Genomic DNA, 19,782 nt, shown 5'->3' on the forward strand with positions numbered 1-19,782 from the left:
CTCCGCCCGGCTCGCGCCGACGATGGGATCGATCCCCTGCCGCATCAGCCATGCGAGGACGACCTGGTTGCGAGTGGTGGAGAGTTCGCCCGCGACGTCGTCCAGGACCGCGAGCACCCGGGTGTTCCCGGGGTGATCATAGGTTTGCGGAAGGGGTTTGTCCGCGCGTACGTAAGAACCCCACATCAGCGAGCTGTACGACCATACGGCGAGCCCCTGCGACCGGGCGAGGTCCAGATCCTCGGCGGTGAGCATGTGGTGGCCGGCCTCCGGGACGGGAGTGAACGGGCGTGGCTGGAGGAGCGAGTGGCGCAGTTGCAGGGCCGTCCACGGCTCCACGCCCTGCTCCCGCGCGAACGACCGGGCACGCTCGACGCGCCAGGCAGCATGGTTCGCCGCCCCGACCCGCAGAGCCACTCCTTTCGCGACCAACTCGCCGAACGCGCCGACCGTCTCCTCCAGCGGCACCGTGCGGTCCTCCGCGTGGGCCCAGAGCAGATCGACATGATCGACGCCGAGACGCTCCAGGCTCGCCTCCATGCCGTCGTGGACGGCGCGGGCGGAGAGCCCCTCGGCGCTCTTCGGCCAGGAGTGCGGGACGAGCGGGTTCTGCCGGACCTTCGTCGCGATCCGCACCGCGTCGCGCGCGCCGGGGCGGGCCCTGAGCCACGCGCCGATGACGCGCTCGCTGGCGCCGCCGACGCCACTGGGGTCGCTCCAGAACGAGTAGCAGTTCGCCGTGTCGAGCCAGACACCGCCTCCGGCGACGAAAGAGTCGAGGACCGCGAAGGCATGGTCGGAAGCGATACGGGTGCCGAAGTCCATCGTCCCGAGGACGACCTGAGGACCGGTGATGTTCATGCCGCCCATCCTCGAATCTGGAGCGCGCTCCAGGTCAAGAGCGGTGGTGGGTAACCTCGTCGAGCACACGTCGCCGGCCCCCGTGGCTTCGGTACGCCGACGTTTCCCGCCCCACCCCACCCAGCGTTCCCTCCCTGTCCGGTGTGGATCTCTGCCGTCTTCTGTCAGTCGCAGGCAGTGAGCCCTTTCCAACCTCTCGTGTCGGCTGAGGGAGTTGGCCTGACGGACGGGTGAAGCCCCTGGTAGATGGGATTTCGACCAAGAGAACCGTCTCCAATGATCACAGGCGGCCCGTTCCAGCACGCACCCCCAGCGACCAGCTCATGCGACTATCAGCCCTACGGACGAGCCGTGAAGGAGTCGCGAGGTGGGTCACGAGTCATCGCACTACCGAGAGCTCTACCGGCAGTCACTCTTCTACCGGCCCGGAAGCACGCTGCTGACCACGATCCGCGCGTACACGGGCGGGCCCACACCGGCCCGCCCCGACGACCCGGCTGTCCGTTTCCATCCCGAAGGAGTCGCGTACCACCAGTCATTCGGATACGTCCCCGTGATCAAACTGGGCTGGCCGGCGGTCCGAGCAGTCGCCGTTCTCCCCGGACCGGTCCCGGACCGACAGGCCCTGTGCGTGTACCGGATCAACGAACCCCCACAGCCCGACATCCCGGCCGACGAAATGTTCACCGGCACTGGACGGGGCCTCGGAACCCACGTCCAGGCGCTGTTCGGCACCAGGCTCGTGGTACATCTGCACCACGTACGGGGCCCGTCATTGAAGAAACTCGCCCGGCGCCTGCCCGCCTGGACAGACGGGCGCATCACCCTCACCACCGAACGCCCGGCCTGAAGCAGGCCACCCACCAGGGACTCTGTGGGCACATCGACTGGAGCACGCGGGCCCCGCCGGGGACTGAAAAACGTTCGTTTGACAGACCCTGTCCACGCAATGAGGGTCCACGACCAAACGCACGCCTGGGACCCGTGGCTTCACTTCGATCCCGAAGCGGTGGACGGTCGAGCGGACCTACGACTGGTAGATGCTCCACCGCTGGCCCGCGACTGCGAGACTCTCCCGGCGCGCTCCGAAGCCATGACTCACCTCGCCATGACCGACCTCATGGCCCGCCGACTCACCGGCGAGAACACTGCGCATTTCCATCCTCAGTCTGAGCCGGCCAGGTGGAGGGTGAGGACAGCTTGGACGAGGCCCGTGATCCGGGTCGTCGAGCAGCGGAGCTTGCGGAGGAGCCGCCAGGACTTGAAAGTGGCGATGGCCTGCTCGACCAGAGCCCGGACCTTCGCATGGGACCGGTTGACGGCATGCTGACCCGTGGAGAGGCGGTCCCATCGGCCGCGGTAAGGGAGACGAACCGTGCCATCTGCGCCCTGGTGCCCTTGTCCGCCCAGCAGGTGATGCCGGCCTCGGCGAGGGCGTCGATGATGCCGTGCTCGCGTGCGGCGCGGACGTCATGGACGGCACCTGCCAGGGCCGGTGAAGCCCACAGGAGACGTCCCTTCTCGTCGAGGGCGAGGACGTCTGCCAGTTGCCCCACCGCGTCGAAGGCGTACCAGGCGGCGGAGAGCACGCCGTCGCCCTGGCCCGGGCCCAGGGCGGTGTCGAGGTCGGTGATGGTCGGCTGCGTCATCGCGGTGCTTCCTCATGTCGGCCTCGCCCTGCATAGGGTGGCGAGATGTCCCTTCCTGCCGACCGGACCGCCCTGGATCTGCTCGATGCGCACTTGGAGGCTCTGTGGCGCGGTACGGACCTCCCTCTCCCGCGGGGTCCGGTCCCACTCGCGGCAGGCGGAGAGGGTGGGCTCGCCCGCTGGGCCCTCGCCCGGCTCCAGTGCCTCCCCCGCGAGCCGAACGACGTCTTCGTCCGTCAGGTCGGCAGCCTGCTGGCGGAGTTCCGCTCGCGCCGGTGCCCGTGGAACGCGGCGGCGTTGCGGCTGCTCGACGACACGAACGTCTTCGTCGCCACTGGTCCTCGGCGGTACGAGGACTGGGCGCACGACGTCCGCGCCGTGCTGCACCGGTCGGTCCCCGACCCCCGGGGCTGGGTCCGGCTGGGCTGGGACTGCACCGACAGCGCCCGTCACACGGTGCCTGCGTATCCTTTCGACCCTCCGGACGCGTCGGTACTGACCCGCCGTCTGTACCCCCTCACGGCGGAGGCCGCGGTCGCAGCGCTCGCCGTCATGGCCGAGGAATGGCAGTCGGAGTCCGCTCCCGTCCGCTCCCGCCCGGACCGGGACGCTGTGCTGGCGGACGCCCGTACCCTGCTCGGCCGGTACGGCCCCGCCGCGCGCTGCTGGACCAACGCGAAGACCGCCGCCTGCGACCCGGCTCCGGACTTCCTCGCAGCGGGCCTCCAGGGCACCGAATCCCACCGCTTCCTCACCTCCGAGTACGTCGACGGCCTCGACCTCTTCGACGAGCTGGGCCTGATCGCGGTGACCGATGACGAGGTGGGGGTCTTCTGGTCGATCGGGGCGTACTGACGACGTGCGGGTGACAGGGGCCCGGCGACCGTCCGCCAGCGCTTCGACTGCGTGCCGGCCGGGCACCGGCCGCGCCTGCCGCGGCCCCCTTTACAACGGCGGGTCCAGCTCGGCGGTCATCCGCACGACCTCCGCCTCGGCCAACTCGCGGTCCGGCGTCTTCTCGCCCTCGTAGGTGCGCAGTTCGCGCAGCCGGTCCTGGCGTTCGGACGGGGGCATCGCCGACCACACCCAGCGGCGCGGCGGCGGGTCTTCGGCCGGCGGCAGGGGCACAGTAGGCCACAGGGACGCCGGGTTGTCCGACTGGAGTGAGTGGTGTCTGCAATTGGAGACACCACTCGTCGCCGACCGAGACCGGAACCGACTCTTACCGACTCGCCCACACCCGGAGCAAAGCCGATCACTCGGCCGCTACCTGAAGGCGACTGGACACATCAGTCAGTCGCTCTGATCGTCGCTGGCCTGCGAATCCCGGTCTTTGGACGCCAAGGCAGCCGTCACATATCGCGCGTTCTGCGGAGCGCACGCGATCAGGACCTCATTCTCTCCGTCGCGGCATTCCAAGATTGTCCAGTAGGGGCGCACGATCCGGGGGTCACTCTTCCTACGGTCCCTGGCCTGCCTGAATTCGAGGCGTTCCGAGGGCAGGCGGAAGCGACCGAGCTCTTTCACCTCTGTGGGTGCGACATGCAGGGAGACGCGGGACGCGGCGATGAAGATGATCGTTGCGCGGCAGTACCCCTGATCACCGAGCAGGCAGGCTTCGAAGACGACCTCGCCGCCCGAATCGAAGACGCGCGCCTGTCTCCGCTCCCGCCGTCCGCTGAAGTCCGGGATGAGGAGACTCACGACGAAATCGATCACACCGGCAAGCACTCCGACACGCTCCCAGGCCAGCGGTACAAGAACCCGCCTCGGAGGCGGCGTCCGCAAGAGTGGCAGGGCGCCACCTGGACCTGTCAAGGCTCAAGAACCTGAGCCGCTCACGGCCGTCGGAGGTGTTGCTGAAACTCATCGACACTTTCAGTCAGGTTCATGGTGCCCCGCACCCGGCCGGGCCTCGCGGTGCGCAATACGGTGGGCCGCACCGTCCGCTCACCGGTCGGTGCGCAGGTCCGCGGTAGCTCTCAGCCGGGTCGGCACAACAGCACCCAGGCCGGAATCCGTTGCCTCGGCGAGCAAGCGTGAAGACCACCCCCGCCAGCCCGATGAAGCCGACGCGGAAGCACGGCGGAGACCGTCCCACCCCGACTACCGGCTGCTGATCCCGTGCACAGCCGGGTTGTGAGGTGGCCCGGATGAGAGGTCACACGGTGAGGACGCCGCCGACGAAGGTACGTTCCGGCGGTGACGCGACGAGTTCGACCATGGTGCCGGCGCGGAGGTCGTCACCGACGACCTGCGTGATCGCGTCGGTGAGCGCGGCGCCGAGGCGTGCGGTCGTCTGGTCGGCATCGGGGCGGTCGAAGAGACCGGCGCGGACTCCCAGGACCACCGAGGCCTTTGTGTCCACGGCCTTGCCGCCCTGGGCGAAACGGCCTGCGGGGACTCCGGCCAGGCGGATGTTGACAAGGTCGCGGGCCCATTCCCCATAGACGTCGATAACAGCGTCGGTCAGTGCGGCGACGAGCAGGGGCTCGTTCCCCGTCAGCCTGTTCTCCGGAAGGTGGACCGTCAGATGCGGCATAGTAAACCTCGTTCCCTTTGAATTCAAAGCCTTTGCTTTCAAAGGTATCCGGAAGAGGTAACCGATGTCCACGGAATCGGACGGTCCAGCCGTCAACGAGGCTGTCCGCACCCTGCTGTTGCTCATGCCGCGGCTTGTGGGCCGCGCCAAGCGCCTGCCCATACCGCCGGCACTCCAGGCTCTGGACCTGGCACCGCGACACCTCGCACTGCTGGCGCACCTGGAGTACGACGGCCCCACCAGCGTCAACGAACTGGCCGCTCGGCTGGAGGTGGCCCCGACGACCGTCAGCCTCATGGTCAGCGACTTGTCACGGCCGGGCGTCCTGCAACGCACTGCCGATCCCGCCGACCGCCGCCGCCGCATCGTCGCCATCGCCCCCGCCTACGCCGCGCCGATCGGCGAATGGCTCTCCGGCAGCGCCTCTGCCTGGGAACGCGTCATGCGCGGTCTAGACCCCGCGGAACGCGCCACAGTCATCACCGCCATGCACGCCTACGAGACCGCCTTGGAGCAGGCGGGCGACCAGCATCGGAACGCCCGGCCGCGCTAGCGGGCATTCCGCTCCGCCGCCGTGACCCCGGCGGCCCTCGGCGGCCCGCCGGAATTGTCACGTCGGATCGCTTCCCATCCTTGCCTGCTGCTGTGCTTGCTCAGCCGGTCGGTCGGTTCAGCAGGGGGACCACGACCTGACGCGCGGTTGCCGCCTCGCCCAGGCGGAAGAACTTCACCTGACCCATGGTGTGCGTGCACTCCAGATAGCCCGCTGCCTCGAGCTCGCGTCGTGCCCGGGAGAAGTGCGGTGCGGGTACGCCGATCAGCTCAGCCAGCTCGGCCGCGGTGCGCTCGTCCAAGCCGCCCAGGACCGCGTAGGTCATCAGCATGTTTTGCTTGAGGTGAGAGAGATCGCTTATGCGCGCCTGCAGGGCTTCGAGCTCTGGATATGGACTGTTGCGTGCCATGGTCAGGCCCTTCGTCGCGTGGCGTTTCCTTCACGTACCCATACCGTCATGTCACTGAAGGTCATCGAAGGAATCCTGAGGTTCCTTCGATGACCTACTGCGTCATGTCGCCATGGGGCATCTCGAGAACCGACTGGTTCCTTCGATGACCACTGACGACATGACCACTGACGACATGTATCGGCATCCCTAGGTACCAATCGAGCAAGCATTTATGCAGGTCAGATCCCTGCGGCGGCTGCGCATTCTCTGTACAACGGAAGGAACCGGCAAAGGAACCCGCCGTTCGGGGAAGCCCTGCGGTACTCGCGCAAGCGCTCCGTTCCTCGGGGTGCCCCCTCAGGACCGTCGGCGACCCTCAGCTTGTGCCACTTGCCGATTCGGCGGTTACACAGCGCGGCGGAGGCCGGATGTAGGAGCGCAGGCATACGCGCGCCAACTCTGGAATCTGCACGTATCACTGTGGTGGGCTTTCGGCGGCTGCCTGCCGGGGTGGCGCCTCAGGATGTGAACCGGTGGTCCCGCATGCACTTGCAGGCGCCGGCGCATGTTCTTACCGCGGGCCAAGGCGACGGGTGACGCAGACGAGGTGGGCTGCGGCAGCTGCGCGATGTGAATGGGTTCTGCTCTGCGCGCCGCCTGCCGAGGCATTGTGACCCACCGGCCTCTTGTGGGCGCTCTGTTGGAGGTCGACTGTTTGATGGGCCGTCATGGTCGGTGAGTGAGGGCCTGTTGAGGGGAGCGGATTCAGTGAAGGACCGATTGAGCCGGAGCAGGAACAGAAGGTGGGCGCTTCTGTCGGTCGGCCTTGTCCTGGGTGCCGCGGGGGCCCTGTTCGGGGCGCTCAGCTACTTTGACGTGATCTTCAGCAAGGAGCTGACTTACCAGTTCTGTCCGTCCCGCAGTGCTGACACTGAGGCGATCGTCCCGTCGCGGTTGAGTGAAGAGGGGAGCGAATACCGTGGGCCGGGGCCGCATCACGTTCACGTCGATGGCCCTCAGGGGGGTGACGGTACACGTCAAGCCCTGCCCAAGACGTGGACGTTTCCGCTGGACGGCGGGCAGTACGTGTTCAGGTCGGTGCAACTCGTCGTCTGTGAGTACGAGCACGAGGTGCCCGGCGTGTCCGGGACGCCCTGCTCCTACGTAGTCCCCGAGACAGGCCAGAAGTACCGGTTCACGACCTTGCCCGCGAAGTATGAGTACAGGGTGTACGAGGCAACGACGGGAGAGCTGGTCAAATCGTTCGAGGTGAAGGGCAAGGAGGGGACGGGGGACTGCGCGGACAGTCTGTTGGTCGACCCTGCGATGGCCACGACGAACCTGGCCGCTCCCGACATGACCGAGATCGAACGTCAGCTGAGGCCGCTGGTCGAAGGTGATGTGCCCTGACGACCACGGCCAGGACTCCGGCCGGGCATCTCGCGCCGCACAGTGGGTTTCACCCTCCTGTCAACCGTGGTTGACATTCCCCATTCTGTCAACCTACGTTGACAGGATGGGGAATCAAGTACTGCTTGCCTGTGGTATGGCTGCTGGGCCGCTCTTCACCGTCGCGTACCTGCTGGAAGGTGCCAGCCGTGTGGGCTACAAGCCCTTCCGTCATCCCGTCAGTTCGCTCACCCTCGGCCGTGCCGGGTTGGCGCAGACCGCGAGCTTCCTCTGCACAGGCCTGCTGTCGCTGCTCTTCGCCGTTGGCCTGTGGGATACCGGATCTTCCCGCTGGGGCGCACTGCTGATCGGCGTATGGGCGGTCGGCCTGCTGGGCGCTGGTGCCTTTCGCACGGATCCGGTCAGTGGCTACCCGGTCGGCACCCCCGACCAACTTCAGCACCCCACCCGCCTCGGGGCGCTGCACGACCTGTTCTCCCTCATCGGATTCCTCGCCCTTGCCGCAGCCTGCTTCGTCTTCGCCCTGTCCGCCCCGCTGGGATGGGCCCTCTACTCGATCGTCAGGGGTGTGCTGTTCGCCACCACGATGGCGCTGGCCAGTGTCGCGTTCAGCCAGCGTCAGGGCTGGGTGGATCTGGGCGGGCTGATCCAGCGCGTCTCACTCACGATCGGCTGGACCTGGCAGACGCTGACCGCCGTGCGTCTTCTGTACACCTGACGGTCGCGGCTGCCCCATCGTCGCTGAAGATTCGTCGGACGCCGCGAGTCCGCATTCTGCTGCCTCGTGGCACGTCGGAAAGTGCCCCCGGACGGGCGGACAGGCGGAGGAGGCGGCTCCGCTGCCTCAGAGTTTGCCTTCCATGAGGACCGTGCGATGCCCCCCGAGCGCGCGGGAGAGACCTTCGAGGAAGCCGGGGCTGAAGTCGGGCCAGTCCCAGAACTCGAATCCGAGATACCCGAAGGCGAAGTAGCCGTCCGACCAGGTCCACGCGGTCAGGTCACCGGGGCGCCGGCAATGCGGGCAGGCGACCACCGCGCTGCCCGTGTCGCTCCAGGCGCTGATGGCCTCGCCGAAGGGTTCCCACGCGCCCTCGATCTCCTCCAGCCGTTCGGTGCAGAAGTCCGCCCGACCGGCGCAATGGGGGCACACCGCGAACATGGGTTCGCCCTGACCGCAGTTGAACACGGTGCGGCCGGTCTCCACCCTGAGTCCGTCGCCGGGTTCCCAGTCCTCCTGACCGACCGCCTTGGCCCAGGAGGGACCGGGCGGATGCCCCAACGGCGCCCCGAGAACACAGTCGGTGCGCTCGGCCCGCACTATCCCCTCCCTGACCAGCCAGTCGAGCCCGCGGTCCGCCAGGGTCCGGGCGTCCGCATGCGTGGCGTCGAGATCGACGACGGTCTGAAAGTAGTTCCCCATGGGGCAACAGTAGAAGCAGCCACCGACACCACGTCACACACGCGTCCTTGCCCCGGGTGAGTCTCGTCCGGCGGACTACCGTCGGTGCGGGTCCGGGCGCTGCCGCGCCTCGCCCAGGACGGTGGAGAACAGTGCGTCGCGGAGCGCCACCTCACGTGGGTCGTCCCACAGGTGGAAGCCGCATCGGTTCATGGCGTAGGCGAATCCGACGCCGGTGTCCGGGTCGGCGAAGGCGAAGGATCCGCCCAGCCCCATCGTGCCGAAGGCGGAGCCGGCGGAGGATCCGAAGCGGAACCGGGGAAAGGGCTTCATGTAGCCGAGGGAGTACGAGGTGTCGACGCGCAGTACCTGATCCCGAGCCCCGTCGCGAGGCGGCGGAGCCATCTGGGTGAGGGCGGCCATCGTGGCCGCGTCCAGGCCAAGGGCCTTGCCTCCGGTCGCGGCGTCACCGTACAGGCGGGCGATCGAACGCACCTCGCCGATGCCGTTCGCAGCGGGTATCTCCACGGCGTGCACGTCCGGGCGGTTGAAGGCTTCGACCTTGCCCAGATCCCGTGGGTTGCTGAACGCCCTGGCCGCGAGGCTGCGCGGGTTGCTGAATGCCAGCACGAAGGGCAGCGGCATCCGGCCCATGTGCAGGAGCATCTCGAAAGTGGTGAACCCGTGGATCCGGGCGATCAGTTCCGGGTCCACTGTCGAAGGCAGGCCGATGTAGAACTCCGCGTCGAGCGGGGCGGCGACCTCCTCCGCGAAGTACCGTCCCAGGCTGCGTCTTTGGGGGTCCACCCGGCGGATCAGCTCGCTTTCGTAGTAGCCCAGCGACTGGCCGTGGTAGCCGTGCCGGGTACCCGGTGTCCACGCCGGGCGCTGATGGGCCAGTGCCGACGACAGCACGTCCGGAACCGCCAGATCCGCCAGTTGCAGCGGCCGGTCGATGACCGGAAGCCCGGCCTGGTGCGACAGCAATTGGCGCACGGTGACGTCGCCTTTGCCGGCTGCGGCGAACATGGGCCAGTAGTCGGCCACCTTCGCGTCGTAGCTCAGCAGTCCACGGGCGTGGGCGACCGCGACCGCCAGCGATGCGACCCCCTTGGTGGTGGAGAACACCGGCACCAGTGTGTTCTCGGTCCACGGCTGTCGGGGCGAGCCGTCGCGGTAGCCGCCCCAGAGATCCACGACCTTGGCCCCGTCCCGGTAGACGGCACACGCGGCACCGACTTCCCGGCCCTCGGCGAAGTTTCGCCGGAACGCGTCCACGACGGCGCCGTACCCTTCGTCCGCGTCGCCGTGGACGAGGGACATCGGAACGTCGACCTTCAGCACCATGTGACGCTGCCCTTCCAAGTGACGGGATCCAGCCGGTTCGCGGGACGGCGGCGTCCTTGGCCGAGACCCGCGCGCGAGGGGATGCTTCAGACGTTTCCGCCCCTCCGGACCGGCCGGTCCACGGCATCGGTGTCCGGCGGCCGCGGCTACTCGGCGGTCAAGTCCGCTTCGCCCAGCAGCCAGCGCTTGAGAAGCTCCTTGCGGACCTTGCCGGTATACGTACGGGGAAGGGCCGCCACCACTTCCACCCTGCTCGGCTGGTACCACTCGGTCATGCCCTGTTCCGTGAGCCAGGCGCGGAGGTCTGCGAGAGCGGGGCCCGATGTGCCTGGCGTCGCCACGACGACGGCGCAGGCCAGCTCGCCACCCGGGGTCCCGTCCGGCAGACCGATCAGGGCCACGTCCGCCACGGCGGGATGGCCCCGCAGGGCATCCTCGACGTCCAGTACCGGGATCATGAAGCCGGCGCCGATCCTGTCCACGGCCCGCCCGGCCAGACGTATACCGCCGCCTCCGTCGGGAATGGCGAAGTCCCCGGTGTCGTACCAGCCGTCGTTCCGTTCCTCCAGGAGTACGGCCTCTCCCCCGTCACGGCCCAGGGTGCCCAGGCACAGCCCGGCGCCGCGGACGAAGAGCCGACCCGGGTTCTCGCCGTGCATCTCCCCGTCGGCCCGCAGGTCGATCTCGACGCCCGGCACAGCGCGCCCGGAGCTCCGGGCGGCCCAGTCGTCGGAGTCACCCGGAGTGGTCGTGGTACCGGACAGAATCTCGGTCATCCCCCATCCCGTACGCAGAGGAACCCCCAGAACCGTCCGCACGTCGGCTGTCAGCCGGACGGGTACCGGTGCCCCGCCGCAGTACACGATGCGCAGGGCCGACGGGGCGGACGCACCCGGTGCCGCGGCGGCAAGGAGCTGGGAAACGAAGACCGGGGCGGCGAGGAGCAGAGTGGTTCTCGTCCTGTCCATCCACTCCAAGGCGCCGGCCGGGTCCCACACATCCGTCATGACGCAGGTCCCGCCCGTCATCAGCGACCCGAGCAGGCCTACCCCGAGTCCCATGACATGGGTCAGGGCATGGGGGGTGTAGAACGCATCCTGCGCGTCGTACTGGTCCTGGCCCGAGAACCGGCTCCCGGCAACGCGAGGGGCCATGGAGGCGTACAGGGTGTTGCAACTGTGCAGGATCGCCTTCGGGGCACCCGAGGTGCCAGACGTGAACATGGCAAACGCGACGCGGTCCGGGTCGTGCCGGGCATCCTCCAGCGCCATGGGATGTGTACGCTCCCACGGCGTGTCCTGGAAGTACCGGACGAAGTCGATCTCGTCACGCCTCACCCGGGAACCGAGTACGACCCGGTGCCTGAGGGCGGGCAGCCGGGGCGCCATGGCAGCCGCCGCGGCCGCGTGGTCGAAGCCTTCCCACTGGTCTGTCGTGACGAGCACGGAGGCGCCGAGTCCCCTCAGCATGCGCTCCAGCTCACGCTCTCGGACCGTCGTGATCATCGGCGCGAAGACGGCCCCGACCCTGAGACAGGCCAGTGTCAGCGCGTTGACCTGCCACCAGTTCGGCAGCTGCGCGGCGACAACCTGACCAGGACCGACACCGAGCTCGTACAGCGCCGCGGCGAAACGCTCGACACTCTCGGCGTATTCACGGTACGTGAGACCACGGTCTCCCGCCTGGAATCCGGTCGAGCGTGCGGAGATGGCCGTGCTCTCCGGCGTCTCGTCACGCCACCGGCGCACATCGTCCAGGAACGTTTCATCCCGCCACAGCCCTTGTTCGCGGTACTTCTTGCTGTTCCGCATTCCGGGACGCAGAGCGAGCATGTCCCGCGGCGAGGAGGAGAATCCGTCCTCACGGGCGGCGCGGTGCGCTTCCACCCCCAGGGCGAGCGCTTCGCCGTGATCCTTCATCATGCGCTCAGGCTGGCACGGGCCGCTGACCGTGCCGTTGCACAAAGATTGTCGATCCGCGCGGCCAGGACGCCCAGGTCACTGGGCGACAGGCCGCAGGTCGGTACGTTCCCTGAGCTGCCTGCGGGAGTTGATGCCCAGCTTGCGGTAGACGTTGCGCAGGTGGGCGTCCACGGTGCGTGGGCTGAGGAACAGCCGGGCGGCCACCTCTTTCGAGGTCGCGCCGGTGGCGACCAGCCGCGCTATGTGCAGTTCCTGCATGGTGAGTTGGTCGCGAGCGTGATCGGTGCGGCTGCGCGCCGTCTCCCCCGTGGCGCGCAGTTCGTCGGCCGCACGCCGGCCGAACGCCTCCAGCCCAGCGCCCGTGAACAGCTCGTGCGCGGTGCGCAGTTGAGGCCGGCAGTCCTGCCTGCGGCCCTGCCGCCGCAGCCATTGCCCGTACAGGAGGTGGGCCCTGGCCCGGTAGGGAAGCATCGGGGTGCCGGTGAGATGAGCGATCGCTTCCCGGTAGTCGCTCTCCGCTCCCGTCACCAGCGCTCGCGCGTAGGCGGCGATCCCCAGGCCCGTCGGAGTTCCGCAGGCCTCGGTGCGTTCCGTCAGCGACGCCAGCGCGGAGGCGGCCGCTGCGTGCTCGCCGCAGCGTACGGCGGCCTCCACCAACTCCGGCAGGGCGAACCCCGCGGTGAAGAGGTCCCCGTCGGCCGTGGCACGCCGTGCGGCGGCCAGGGCGTCCGGGTAGCGGGCCAGGCCGTTGTTGAGCACGGCGCTCGCCCAGTGAACGTTGGAGATCATCTGCCCGGTGGCGGGGGCCGTCGCCAGCACGGCTTCGAACAGCGCGGTCGCCTCCTCGCGGCGTCCGCGCATCGCGGCCAACTGCAGCCGGTGGTAGGTGACCGGAGGTGTACCGGTCGCGTCGGCGATCGCCTGCTCCTCGGCGATCATGGCCATGGCCTTGTCGAGGTCGCCGGTGAGCGCTGCGGCGGTGGCGGCTTGCGCGAGACCGAGCCGCAGGACGAGCGGTGATCCCGACTCACGGCCCGACTCCAGCAGCCCCTCGATGATCCGCTCGTGGGTGTCCGGGTCCCACAGCTCGGCCGTGAGGATGATCGCGAGCGCGGGGTGCCGGGTCCACAGGGGGCCGTCCGGTCCGTCGAGGGCCTCCCTGATCAGGGGGACGGCCGCCCGGTGCCCGTGCACGGCCAGGACGTCGAGCGCGTCCAGGATGTCCGGTGGGTGCGGCGGAGCGGACTTCGCCTCGGCGAGGACCGCGGTCGTCACTCCGTTCGCGCGTCCGACGAGCAGACTCATTTCGAGTGCTTCCAGGTAACTCTCCCGGGAGCGCCCGGAGTCCAGGGGCGCAAGCCGTCGCGCGGCCCGCAGCATCCAGGCCAGGCCCTCGCCGTCGTCGACCCGGGCGAGGGCGATCCTGCCCCGCAGCAGGTCCGTCTCCGCCTGCTGGAGCTCGTCCGGACCCGGGTTGTCGGCGGTACCGAGCAGTGCGGCCGCCTTGTTGAGCGCGCCCGCGTCGAGGTGAGCGCGGGTGGCCGCGAGGGTCCGTTCGATCCGCTGTGCGGCGTCGGGCGACAGCTCCGCCGCCCGTTCGAGGAAGGCGGCCGTGGCGACCGCGCCGCCACGTGCCTGGGCCCGGGAGGCCGAACGCTCCAGCTCGGCGGCGACGTCCTCATCGGGGACGGCGGTGGCCTGGGCGCGGTGCCATGCACGCCGGTCGGGGTCGGCGACCGGGTCGGTGGCGTCGGCAAGCACCCGATGGGCCAGCCGCCGCTCCTGCGTCGAGGCGGCGTCGTATGCCGCAGCACGCGCCAGAGGGTGGTAGAAGCGCACGCGGGTGCCGAACTCGACCAGCCCGGTCGCAGTGGCTGCCGCACCGGCGGTCGGCAGGTCGATGTCCAGGGCGCGCGCGGCGGGCCAGAGCAGCCCGGGGTCGCCGGTCGGGTCGGCCCCGGCAACCGTGAGCAGGCGCCGCGCCTGTACGGGCAGACGGGAGAGGACGGCCCGGAATTCGTGTCCGATCCGGGTGGGCACGGAGGCGGGCCGCGGCGGGGCGAACCCGCCGGCTCTGGGCAGGGCGAGCAGAGCCAGTGGGTTCCCCCGCGCCTCGGCCACGAGCCGGTCACGCACCTGTGCGTCGAGCGTCTCGTGGCTCTGCGCGGTGAGCAGTGCTCGTGCGTCGGTGTCGTCCAGCCCGTCGACACTCAGGCCCGGCAGGCCGTCCAGGCCGTCCAGGCCGTCCAGCTCGCAGGTCTCGTGCAGCAGCCGGGCGGCGAACACCATGGCGACGCACTCGGCGGAGACCCGCCGGGCGAGGAACGCCAGCGCCTTCGACGAGGCCGCATCGAGCCAGTGCGCATCGTCGACCACGCAGAGTACCGGGCGCTCCTGACCCGATGCCGTCAGCAGGCCCAGGGCCGCCAGACCGACCCGGAACACGTCCGGTGTCCCGGACGCCGGCCCGAAAGCGCCCCGGAGCGCCCGGCGGTGCTCGGCGGGCAGTTCGCCCAGGTGACCCAGCAGCGGAAGGCAGAGCTGGTGCAGCGCGGCGAAGGGCAGTTCTGCCTCCAGCTCGGACCCACCCGCGCGCAGCACGCGGAATCCGGAAGCCATCCGCTCCGCGTGCTCCAGCAACGCGCTCTTGCCGATCCCCGCCTCACCACGCAGGACCAGGGCGCCGCCCCGGCCTGCCCGTGCCGCGTCGATCAGCTCACGGAGGCGCCGCGTCTCGTACTTCCTGCCGAGCAGCGGACGGGAGGGGGGAACCGACGTCTGCACAGACCAGAGGTTACAGCGCGTAAGTCATCGGGCCGGTCCAGGGGCAGTCCAGGGGGGAGGCCCCCCGGTGGTTGCCCCTCGCGCGTGTGGCGGCGGATTCAGGAGTGGTGGTGCGACTGCTGCGGCACTACGCCGACCTTCTCGCCGTCGTCCAGGACCACGAACTGGCCCATCATTCCGTTGTCCTCGTGCTGCAGGAGGTGGCAGTGGTACATGTACGGCATGTTCGGGTCGGTGTGGTCGCGGAAGCGCAACGCCAGCCGGAAGTGCTTTCCCGGTGGCAGCAGGATGGTGTCCTTCCAGCCCTGCAGGTGTGGTTCCGGCTTCCCGCCGTCGACCGTCAGCACCTGGAACTGCACGTCGTGGACGTGGAAGTTGTGCATGAAGCCGTTGTCGTTGACCACGTCCCACACCTCGACGGTGTCCACGCGGACCCCGAAGTCGATGCGGTCCATCGCCATCGACTTGCCGTTGATCTTGTCCGACTCGAGTGCGAAGGAGCGTTCCTGGGCGACCTTCTCGCCGGCGAGGTCCGGCGCGGTACCGAGCGTGGAAGGGATGTCGGCGCTGTCGGACAGGGTGGCCGCGGCCCGGAACTGGCAGATGTCGAGCCGGTCGTCGAAGCCGTTGATCCGTCCCAGGGTGCCGCCGTACTCGGACGGGTAGGAGCGCAGTTCGACCCGCTCCCCCGGTTTGAAGGCGACCACGATCTCGACGCGTTCCCCGGGCGAGAGGTACAGGCGCTCGGTGTTCCACGGCCGGGCGAGCAGGCCGCCGTCGGTGGCGACGAGGGTGAACGTGCGGTCGTCGGAGAACCCGAGGTTGTACAGGCGGGCGTTGGACCCGTTGAGCAGCCGCAGCCGTACGAGCCTGGTCGTGACGTCGACGTACGGACCGATCGTGCCGTTGACGAGCACCTCGTCGCCTATCACGCCCAGCGCGCCGCCGATCAGCGGTTCCCGCATCTCGAACTGGTTGTCCCCGTCGAACGCCCGGTCCTGAACGATCATCGGGATGTCGTCGACGCCGTACTGGGACGGCAGCCGCGACACCTCGGTGTCCTCGGGATCGACGATGAACAGCCCACCGAGGCCCCGGTACATGTGATCGGCGGTCGAGCCGTGTACGTGCGGGTGGTACCAGAGCGTCGCGGCGGGCTGGTCGATCGTCCACCGCGGCCGCCAGGTCGCTCCGGCCGTGACGACCTGATGCGGTCCGCCGTCCATGGCCGCGGGCAGGTGCATCCCGTGCCAGTGGAGGGACGTGTCCTGGTCCAGTCCGTTGCTCACCGCGAACTCGACCCGTTCGCCGCGCCGCGCGCGAATCGTCGGACCGAGGTACGTGCCGTTCACGCCCCAGGTGCGGGTGGCCGCCCCGCCCTTGAACCGGGTCTCGCCCGACTGGATGCCGAGCGTGAAGACCCGGGCACCCGAAGCGTTGGTCGTCGACTTCGCCAGCGGCGGGATCCTCAGGGCTTTGTCGAAGGAGACCTTGCCGACCGTGTCCAGCTTCGCCGTGTAGTAGTAGACACCGAGACCGCCACCGGCCAGGACGACCGAACCTCCGACTCCGTACCCGAGGGCCTTCAGCATTGTGCGTCGTTTCACCGGAACACTGTCCCGGCCCGGGCGGCCCGTTCGCGTCGGTGTAAATTGCGTAGACCTCTCACCACGACGGAGAAGGTCCCCACCAGTGGGGACCTTCGTACCGTGCCTTCCCGCGGTGGAGGAACTGCGGCATCGGGGAGTGCCGCCGCCCCGGTCAGCGAGTCGCGGGCCGGCGCCGCGCCAGCACCGCGACGGTGGCGAGCAGGGCGAGAAGGAGCGACGCGAACCAGGTCATGACGGTGGTGGCGGAGGCGCTGAGGGTGGCCACGCCTATACCGACGGCAGGCAGGGTCAGCCCGAGGTAGGCGATCAGGAAGAGCCCTGCGAGGGCCTCACCGCGCTTGGCCGGGACGGCCGCGGCGGCAATCGTGCCGAGAGCGGCCTTGAACAGTACGCCCGCCCCGATGCCCGCGATCACACCGCCGATGAGGAACGCGGCCAGGTTGGCGGTGTACATGCCGACGACCAGGATGCCGACGCCTGCGGCCTGCGACGAAAGACCCAGTCGGCGCTTCGTGTCGGTGGACAGTCGCGCTGTCACGCTCTGGGCGACCGCCGCGCCGCCGAAGACGGCGAAGACGATCAGCCCGGCCAGGGCACGTGAGGACTGGTGCAGAGTCCCTGCGACGAAGCCGGGAGCCACGGACGTGAACAGGCCGAACACGGCGAAGGAAGCGAAGGCGCCTGCAGCAGCCGCGAGGTAGCGGGCGCGGTCGCCGTGATCGATGCTGATGCGCTGAGGCCGGTAGGTCGGCTTGGCGAACTGTTCCTCGACCGTCTCCGGCGTGAGGGCGACGGCGACGAGACCGAGGACGAGCAGGACGGCGAAGACGATGTAGGGGGTGCGCAGCGGCACGGCGACCCACTGGGCGAGAACGCCGGCGACGAGCGGACCGACGCCCAGGCCACCGATGTTGGCCGCTGTCGACACCAGCTCGAAGCGATGCGGCGACGCCCCCGGCCTGTGTGCGCTGTGCAGTTCGTGGAGGTGTGCCGTCGCCGTCGCGGTGATCATGCCTACGCCCAAGCCGGTGATGAAGCGGGCTACGAGCAGGCCCGGAAGCGACGTGGTGGTGATGAAGAGGAGCGCGGCGGCCAGTTCGAGGGCGATCGCCGGCAGAAGGATCTTCTTGCGGCCTGTCCAGTCGGAGACGTGACCGGCCAGCAGCAGGCTGATCACCACGCCGACCGCGTAGGTGGCGAAGACGACGGTGACCATGAAGGTGGAGAACCCGTCCCGCGCCATGTACAGCGGGTACAGCGGGGTGGGCACCGTGGAGAAGGCCATCGCGGTCAGGAAGGTGAAGGCGATCAGCGAGAAGCCGATGCCGTGGCGCCGGGACTCGGAGCGGTGACGCGTGGTCACGTTCCCCCCGGTGATGGGCTGGTGTGATGAGGTCGCCGTGTGTGCCATGGGGGACTCCGATCCCGAAGAACTTTTACTTGAACAATGAACAGAATCGCTCCCCTCAGCTATCCCGTCCAACGAAAGTTGGATACCGTGATCATCTCTCTGTGTGATGCTTGACCTATGGAACTCCGCCAGCTCGAGTGCTTCGTCGCCGTGGCCGAAGAATCCAACTTCACGCGCGCCGCCATCCGCCTCCACATCGTCCAGTCCGCGGTTTCGGCCACCATCAAAGCCCTGGAACGCGAACTGGGCGCGACGCTTCTCGACCGCAACTCCAAGCGCGTGCTGCTCACCGACGCGGGCACGGCGCTGCTGCCACGTGCCCGCATCGCCCTGGACGCCGCGCGCGAGGCCGCCGACGCGGTGTCCGAAGTCCGGGGCGGACTGCGCGGCACCCTCCGGGTGGGAACCATGACGTCGATCCGGCTCATCGACCTGCCCGCCCTCCTCGGTGCGTTCCACCAGCGCTACCCGGGCGTCCTGCTGCAGACCAGCGCAGCCCCTTCCGGCTCCCAGGGCCTGGTCGACGCGCTGCTGGAACGACGCCTGGACCTGGCCTTCGTCTCCCTGCCCGGCCCTCGTCCGGCCGGTCTCACCCTGATCGACCTGACCGCTTCCGTGCTCGACCTCGTGGTCCCGCTCGCCCATCCCCTGGCCGGTCGGCGTCAGGTGACCGTCGCCGAACTGGCCGGCATGGACTTCGTGGACTCCCCCCGGGGATACGGCAACCGAACGGTCACCGACCGCGTGTTCGCGGACGCTTCCGTTGCCCGTCGCGTCGCCATCGAGATCACCGACGTGGCCACCGGAGTGGACTTCGTCCGCCACGGTCTCGGTGTGGCACTGCTGCCACGGTTCGTCCTGGGCGACGCACAGGACGTCGCCACGCTGACCGTCAGCGACGCGAACCTGGAGTGGCCGCTGTCTCTCGCCCTTCCCTCCGAGCGCGCCCAGGGCGCCGCGGCGCGCGCCATGATCGCCATGACACGAGAGCTCCTGTCCTGATCCAGGCCCAGTCCCCCGTCATCGGCCCGAGTCGGCGGGGCGGAGTCGTCTCCTCGTTGGCCTGCGACGCGGTACCCGAAGAGAGTAGACCGGTCGTCTCTAGCGAGGTGCAAGAGACGACCGGATTCCGGATGGACGTTCAGGGTCGAGGTGCGACCTGCAGCAGTTGACGAGTGACCGTCATCGCGGCGTCGAAGGGGCTGTTGTCGCGGTGGACCTTGACCATGAGGCTCGCCCCGAGCCACATGTCACACAGGGCCTGGGCGGTGTCGCGGGCGGAGGCGTCGATCGTGAGCGACCCGTCCTCCAGACCGGCCGTGATCGTCCGTTCCAGCCGGTCGATCAGGCCGGCAGTGCCTTCCTTCACCGCGAGCCGCATCGACTCCGACAGGTCGGAGACCTCCGCGGCCAGTTTGACGGTCAGACACTTGCCCTCGTAGACGTCGACGCTCTGCGTCTCGCGCCAGTACTGCCAGTAGTTCATCAGCCGCTGCGCCGAGGTCAGGCCGGGCTCGGCGAGGATGCGGTCCATGTTGTCCAGGTAGTCGGCGTAGTAGCCCTGCATCACCGCCTCGCCGAAGGCGTCCTTGGAGCCGAAGAAGTGGTAGAACGACCCCTTCGGCACCCCGGCGGTAGTGAGGATCTCGGCGAGGCCCACCGACGCGAACCCCTTGTGGGGCAGGATTTGTCGGGCCGCCCGGAGAATGCTCTCACGGGCGTCACCTTGAATTGTTTTCATATCTGACACGGTATCACCCATTAGACCGGTCGTCTAGTTGTGGATGAGTGTCGCGTGGTGTGGTGGGGTCACCGGGCGAGGAAGTCGAGGAGGATTTCGTTGATTTCGGTGGTGTGGGTGGTGAGGAGGCCGTGGGGTGCGCCGTCGATTTCGACGTAGGTG

The 19,782-nt window shown here is 68.8% G+C and carries 18 protein-coding genes and 3 pseudogenes; 7 read left to right on the top strand and 14 right to left on the bottom strand.

Going from position 1 to position 19,782, the window contains the following annotated elements:
- The coding region (locus ACFV9J_RS39745; RefSeq protein ID WP_385363000.1) for an aldo/keto reductase at positions 1–861 on the bottom strand (861 nt) is incomplete at its 3' end.
- Between the two features lie 367 nt (positions 862–1,228).
- Here ACFV9J_RS39745 and ACFV9J_RS39750 point away from each other — a divergent pair.
- Positions 1,229–1,711: a hypothetical protein gene (locus tag ACFV9J_RS39750; RefSeq protein WP_385363002.1), complete on the top strand. Its 483-nt coding sequence runs from the start codon at positions 1,229–1,231 to the stop codon at positions 1,709–1,711.
- Positions 1,712–1,823: 112 nt separating this feature from the next.
- Positions 1,824–2,011 (top strand): annotated as a pseudogene (locus ACFV9J_RS39755) (IS5/IS1182 family transposase); the annotation flags it as partial.
- Positions 2,012–2,025: 14 nt separating this feature from the next.
- Here the strand turns inward: ACFV9J_RS39755 and ACFV9J_RS39760 are convergent.
- Positions 2,026–2,399 (bottom strand): annotated as a pseudogene (locus ACFV9J_RS39760) (transposase family protein); the annotation flags it as partial.
- 156 nt (positions 2,400–2,555) lie between these two features.
- Between ACFV9J_RS39760 and ACFV9J_RS39765 the strand changes: the two are divergent.
- Positions 2,556–3,365 (top strand): hypothetical protein, encoded by an 810-nt coding sequence (locus tag ACFV9J_RS39765; protein ID WP_385363004.1) that lies wholly within the window; start codon positions 2,556–2,558, stop codon positions 3,363–3,365.
- 90 nt (positions 3,366–3,455) lie between these two features.
- Here the strand turns inward: ACFV9J_RS39765 and ACFV9J_RS39770 are convergent, their stop codons facing one another.
- The 3 genes from ACFV9J_RS39770 to ACFV9J_RS39780 all read right to left on the bottom strand — a co-directional run bounded on the left by ACFV9J_RS39770 (position 3,456) and on the right by ACFV9J_RS39780 (position 5,052).
- Complete coding sequence (locus tag ACFV9J_RS39770; protein WP_385363006.1) at positions 3,456–3,584, bottom strand: hypothetical protein; 129 nt, start codon at positions 3,582–3,584, stop codon at positions 3,456–3,458.
- Between the two features lie 219 nt (positions 3,585–3,803).
- Positions 3,804–4,229 carry a hypothetical protein gene (locus ACFV9J_RS39775; RefSeq protein WP_385363008.1) on the bottom strand — a complete coding sequence of 142 codons (426 nt, stop codon included), beginning with the start codon at positions 4,227–4,229 and terminating at the stop codon, positions 3,804–3,806.
- Positions 4,230–4,671: 442 nt separating this feature from the next.
- Entirely contained in the window at positions 4,672–5,052 is a 381-nt protein-coding gene (locus tag ACFV9J_RS39780; RefSeq protein WP_385363010.1) for a 4-oxalocrotonate tautomerase family protein, read from the bottom strand.
- A 64-nt stretch (positions 5,053–5,116) separates the two neighbouring features.
- Between ACFV9J_RS39780 and ACFV9J_RS39785 the strand changes: the two genes are divergently transcribed.
- Positions 5,117–5,605 (top strand): MarR family winged helix-turn-helix transcriptional regulator, encoded by a 489-nt coding sequence (locus tag ACFV9J_RS39785; RefSeq protein ID WP_385363012.1) that lies wholly within the window; start codon positions 5,117–5,119, stop codon positions 5,603–5,605.
- 100 nt (positions 5,606–5,705) lie between these two features.
- Here the strand turns inward: ACFV9J_RS39785 and ACFV9J_RS39790 are convergent, their stop codons facing one another.
- On the bottom strand, positions 5,706–6,014 hold the full coding sequence (locus tag ACFV9J_RS39790; RefSeq protein WP_385363014.1) for a hypothetical protein: 309 nt from the start codon (positions 6,012–6,014) through the stop codon (positions 5,706–5,708).
- 750 nt (positions 6,015–6,764) lie between these two features.
- On the opposite strand from ACFV9J_RS39790, the gene ACFV9J_RS39795 reads away from it, so the two are divergent.
- Together ACFV9J_RS39795 and ACFV9J_RS39800 are read left to right on the top strand one after the other, a co-directional pair.
- Complete coding sequence (locus ACFV9J_RS39795; RefSeq protein WP_385363016.1) at positions 6,765–7,406, top strand: hypothetical protein; 642 nt, start codon at positions 6,765–6,767, stop codon at positions 7,404–7,406.
- A gap of 106 nt (positions 7,407–7,512) precedes the next feature.
- The gene (locus ACFV9J_RS39800; protein ID WP_385363018.1) at positions 7,513–8,124 is read left to right on the top strand and encodes a DUF998 domain-containing protein; all 612 of its coding nucleotides are present in this window, start codon (positions 7,513–7,515) and stop codon (positions 8,122–8,124) included.
- Between the two features lie 126 nt (positions 8,125–8,250).
- Here the strand turns inward: ACFV9J_RS39800 and ACFV9J_RS39805 are convergent, their stop codons facing one another.
- The 6 genes from ACFV9J_RS39805 to ACFV9J_RS39830 form a co-directional block, all read right to left on the bottom strand.
- Entirely contained in the window at positions 8,251–8,826 is a 576-nt protein-coding gene (locus ACFV9J_RS39805; protein WP_385363020.1) for a hypothetical protein, read from the bottom strand.
- A 75-nt stretch (positions 8,827–8,901) separates the two neighbouring features.
- Entirely contained in the window at positions 8,902–10,152 is a 1,251-nt protein-coding gene (locus ACFV9J_RS39810; RefSeq protein WP_385363022.1) for a serine hydrolase domain-containing protein, read from the bottom strand.
- A gap of 146 nt (positions 10,153–10,298) precedes the next feature.
- Complete coding sequence (locus ACFV9J_RS39815) at positions 10,299–12,074, bottom strand: AMP-binding protein (protein ID WP_385363024.1); 1,776 nt, start codon at positions 12,072–12,074, stop codon at positions 10,299–10,301.
- Positions 12,075–12,149: 75 nt separating this feature from the next.
- The gene (locus tag ACFV9J_RS39820; RefSeq protein WP_385363026.1) at positions 12,150–14,858 is read right to left on the bottom strand and encodes an ATP-binding protein; all 2,709 of its coding nucleotides are present in this window, start codon (positions 14,856–14,858) and stop codon (positions 12,150–12,152) included.
- Positions 14,859–14,956: 98 nt separating this feature from the next.
- Positions 14,957–16,465, bottom strand: a complete 1,509-nt coding sequence (locus tag ACFV9J_RS39825) for a multicopper oxidase family protein (RefSeq protein ID WP_385363028.1) — start codon at positions 16,463–16,465, stop codon at positions 14,957–14,959.
- A 154-nt stretch (positions 16,466–16,619) separates the two neighbouring features.
- Positions 16,620–17,831, bottom strand: coding sequence for an MFS transporter (locus ACFV9J_RS39830; protein WP_385363030.1), 1,212 nt, complete (start codon positions 17,829–17,831; stop codon positions 16,620–16,622).
- Between the two features lie 165 nt (positions 17,832–17,996).
- On the opposite strand from ACFV9J_RS39830, the gene ACFV9J_RS39835 reads away from it, so the two are divergent.
- Positions 17,997–18,881, top strand: a complete 885-nt coding sequence (locus tag ACFV9J_RS39835; protein WP_385363032.1) for a LysR family transcriptional regulator — start codon at positions 17,997–17,999, stop codon at positions 18,879–18,881.
- Between the two features lie 139 nt (positions 18,882–19,020).
- Here ACFV9J_RS39835 and ACFV9J_RS39840 read toward each other — a convergent pair whose 3' ends face one another.
- Positions 19,021–19,620, bottom strand: coding sequence for a TetR/AcrR family transcriptional regulator (locus ACFV9J_RS39840; RefSeq protein ID WP_385363034.1), 600 nt, complete (start codon positions 19,618–19,620; stop codon positions 19,021–19,023).
- Positions 19,621–19,688: 68 nt separating this feature from the next.
- Positions 19,689–19,782 (bottom strand): annotated as a pseudogene (locus tag ACFV9J_RS39845) (alpha/beta hydrolase); the annotation flags it as partial.

The organism is Streptomyces sp. NPDC059906, from assembly GCF_042730645.1.
In the GTDB taxonomy this organism is placed as follows: Bacteria; Actinomycetota; Actinomycetes; order Streptomycetales; family Streptomycetaceae; genus Streptomyces; species Streptomyces rubrogriseus.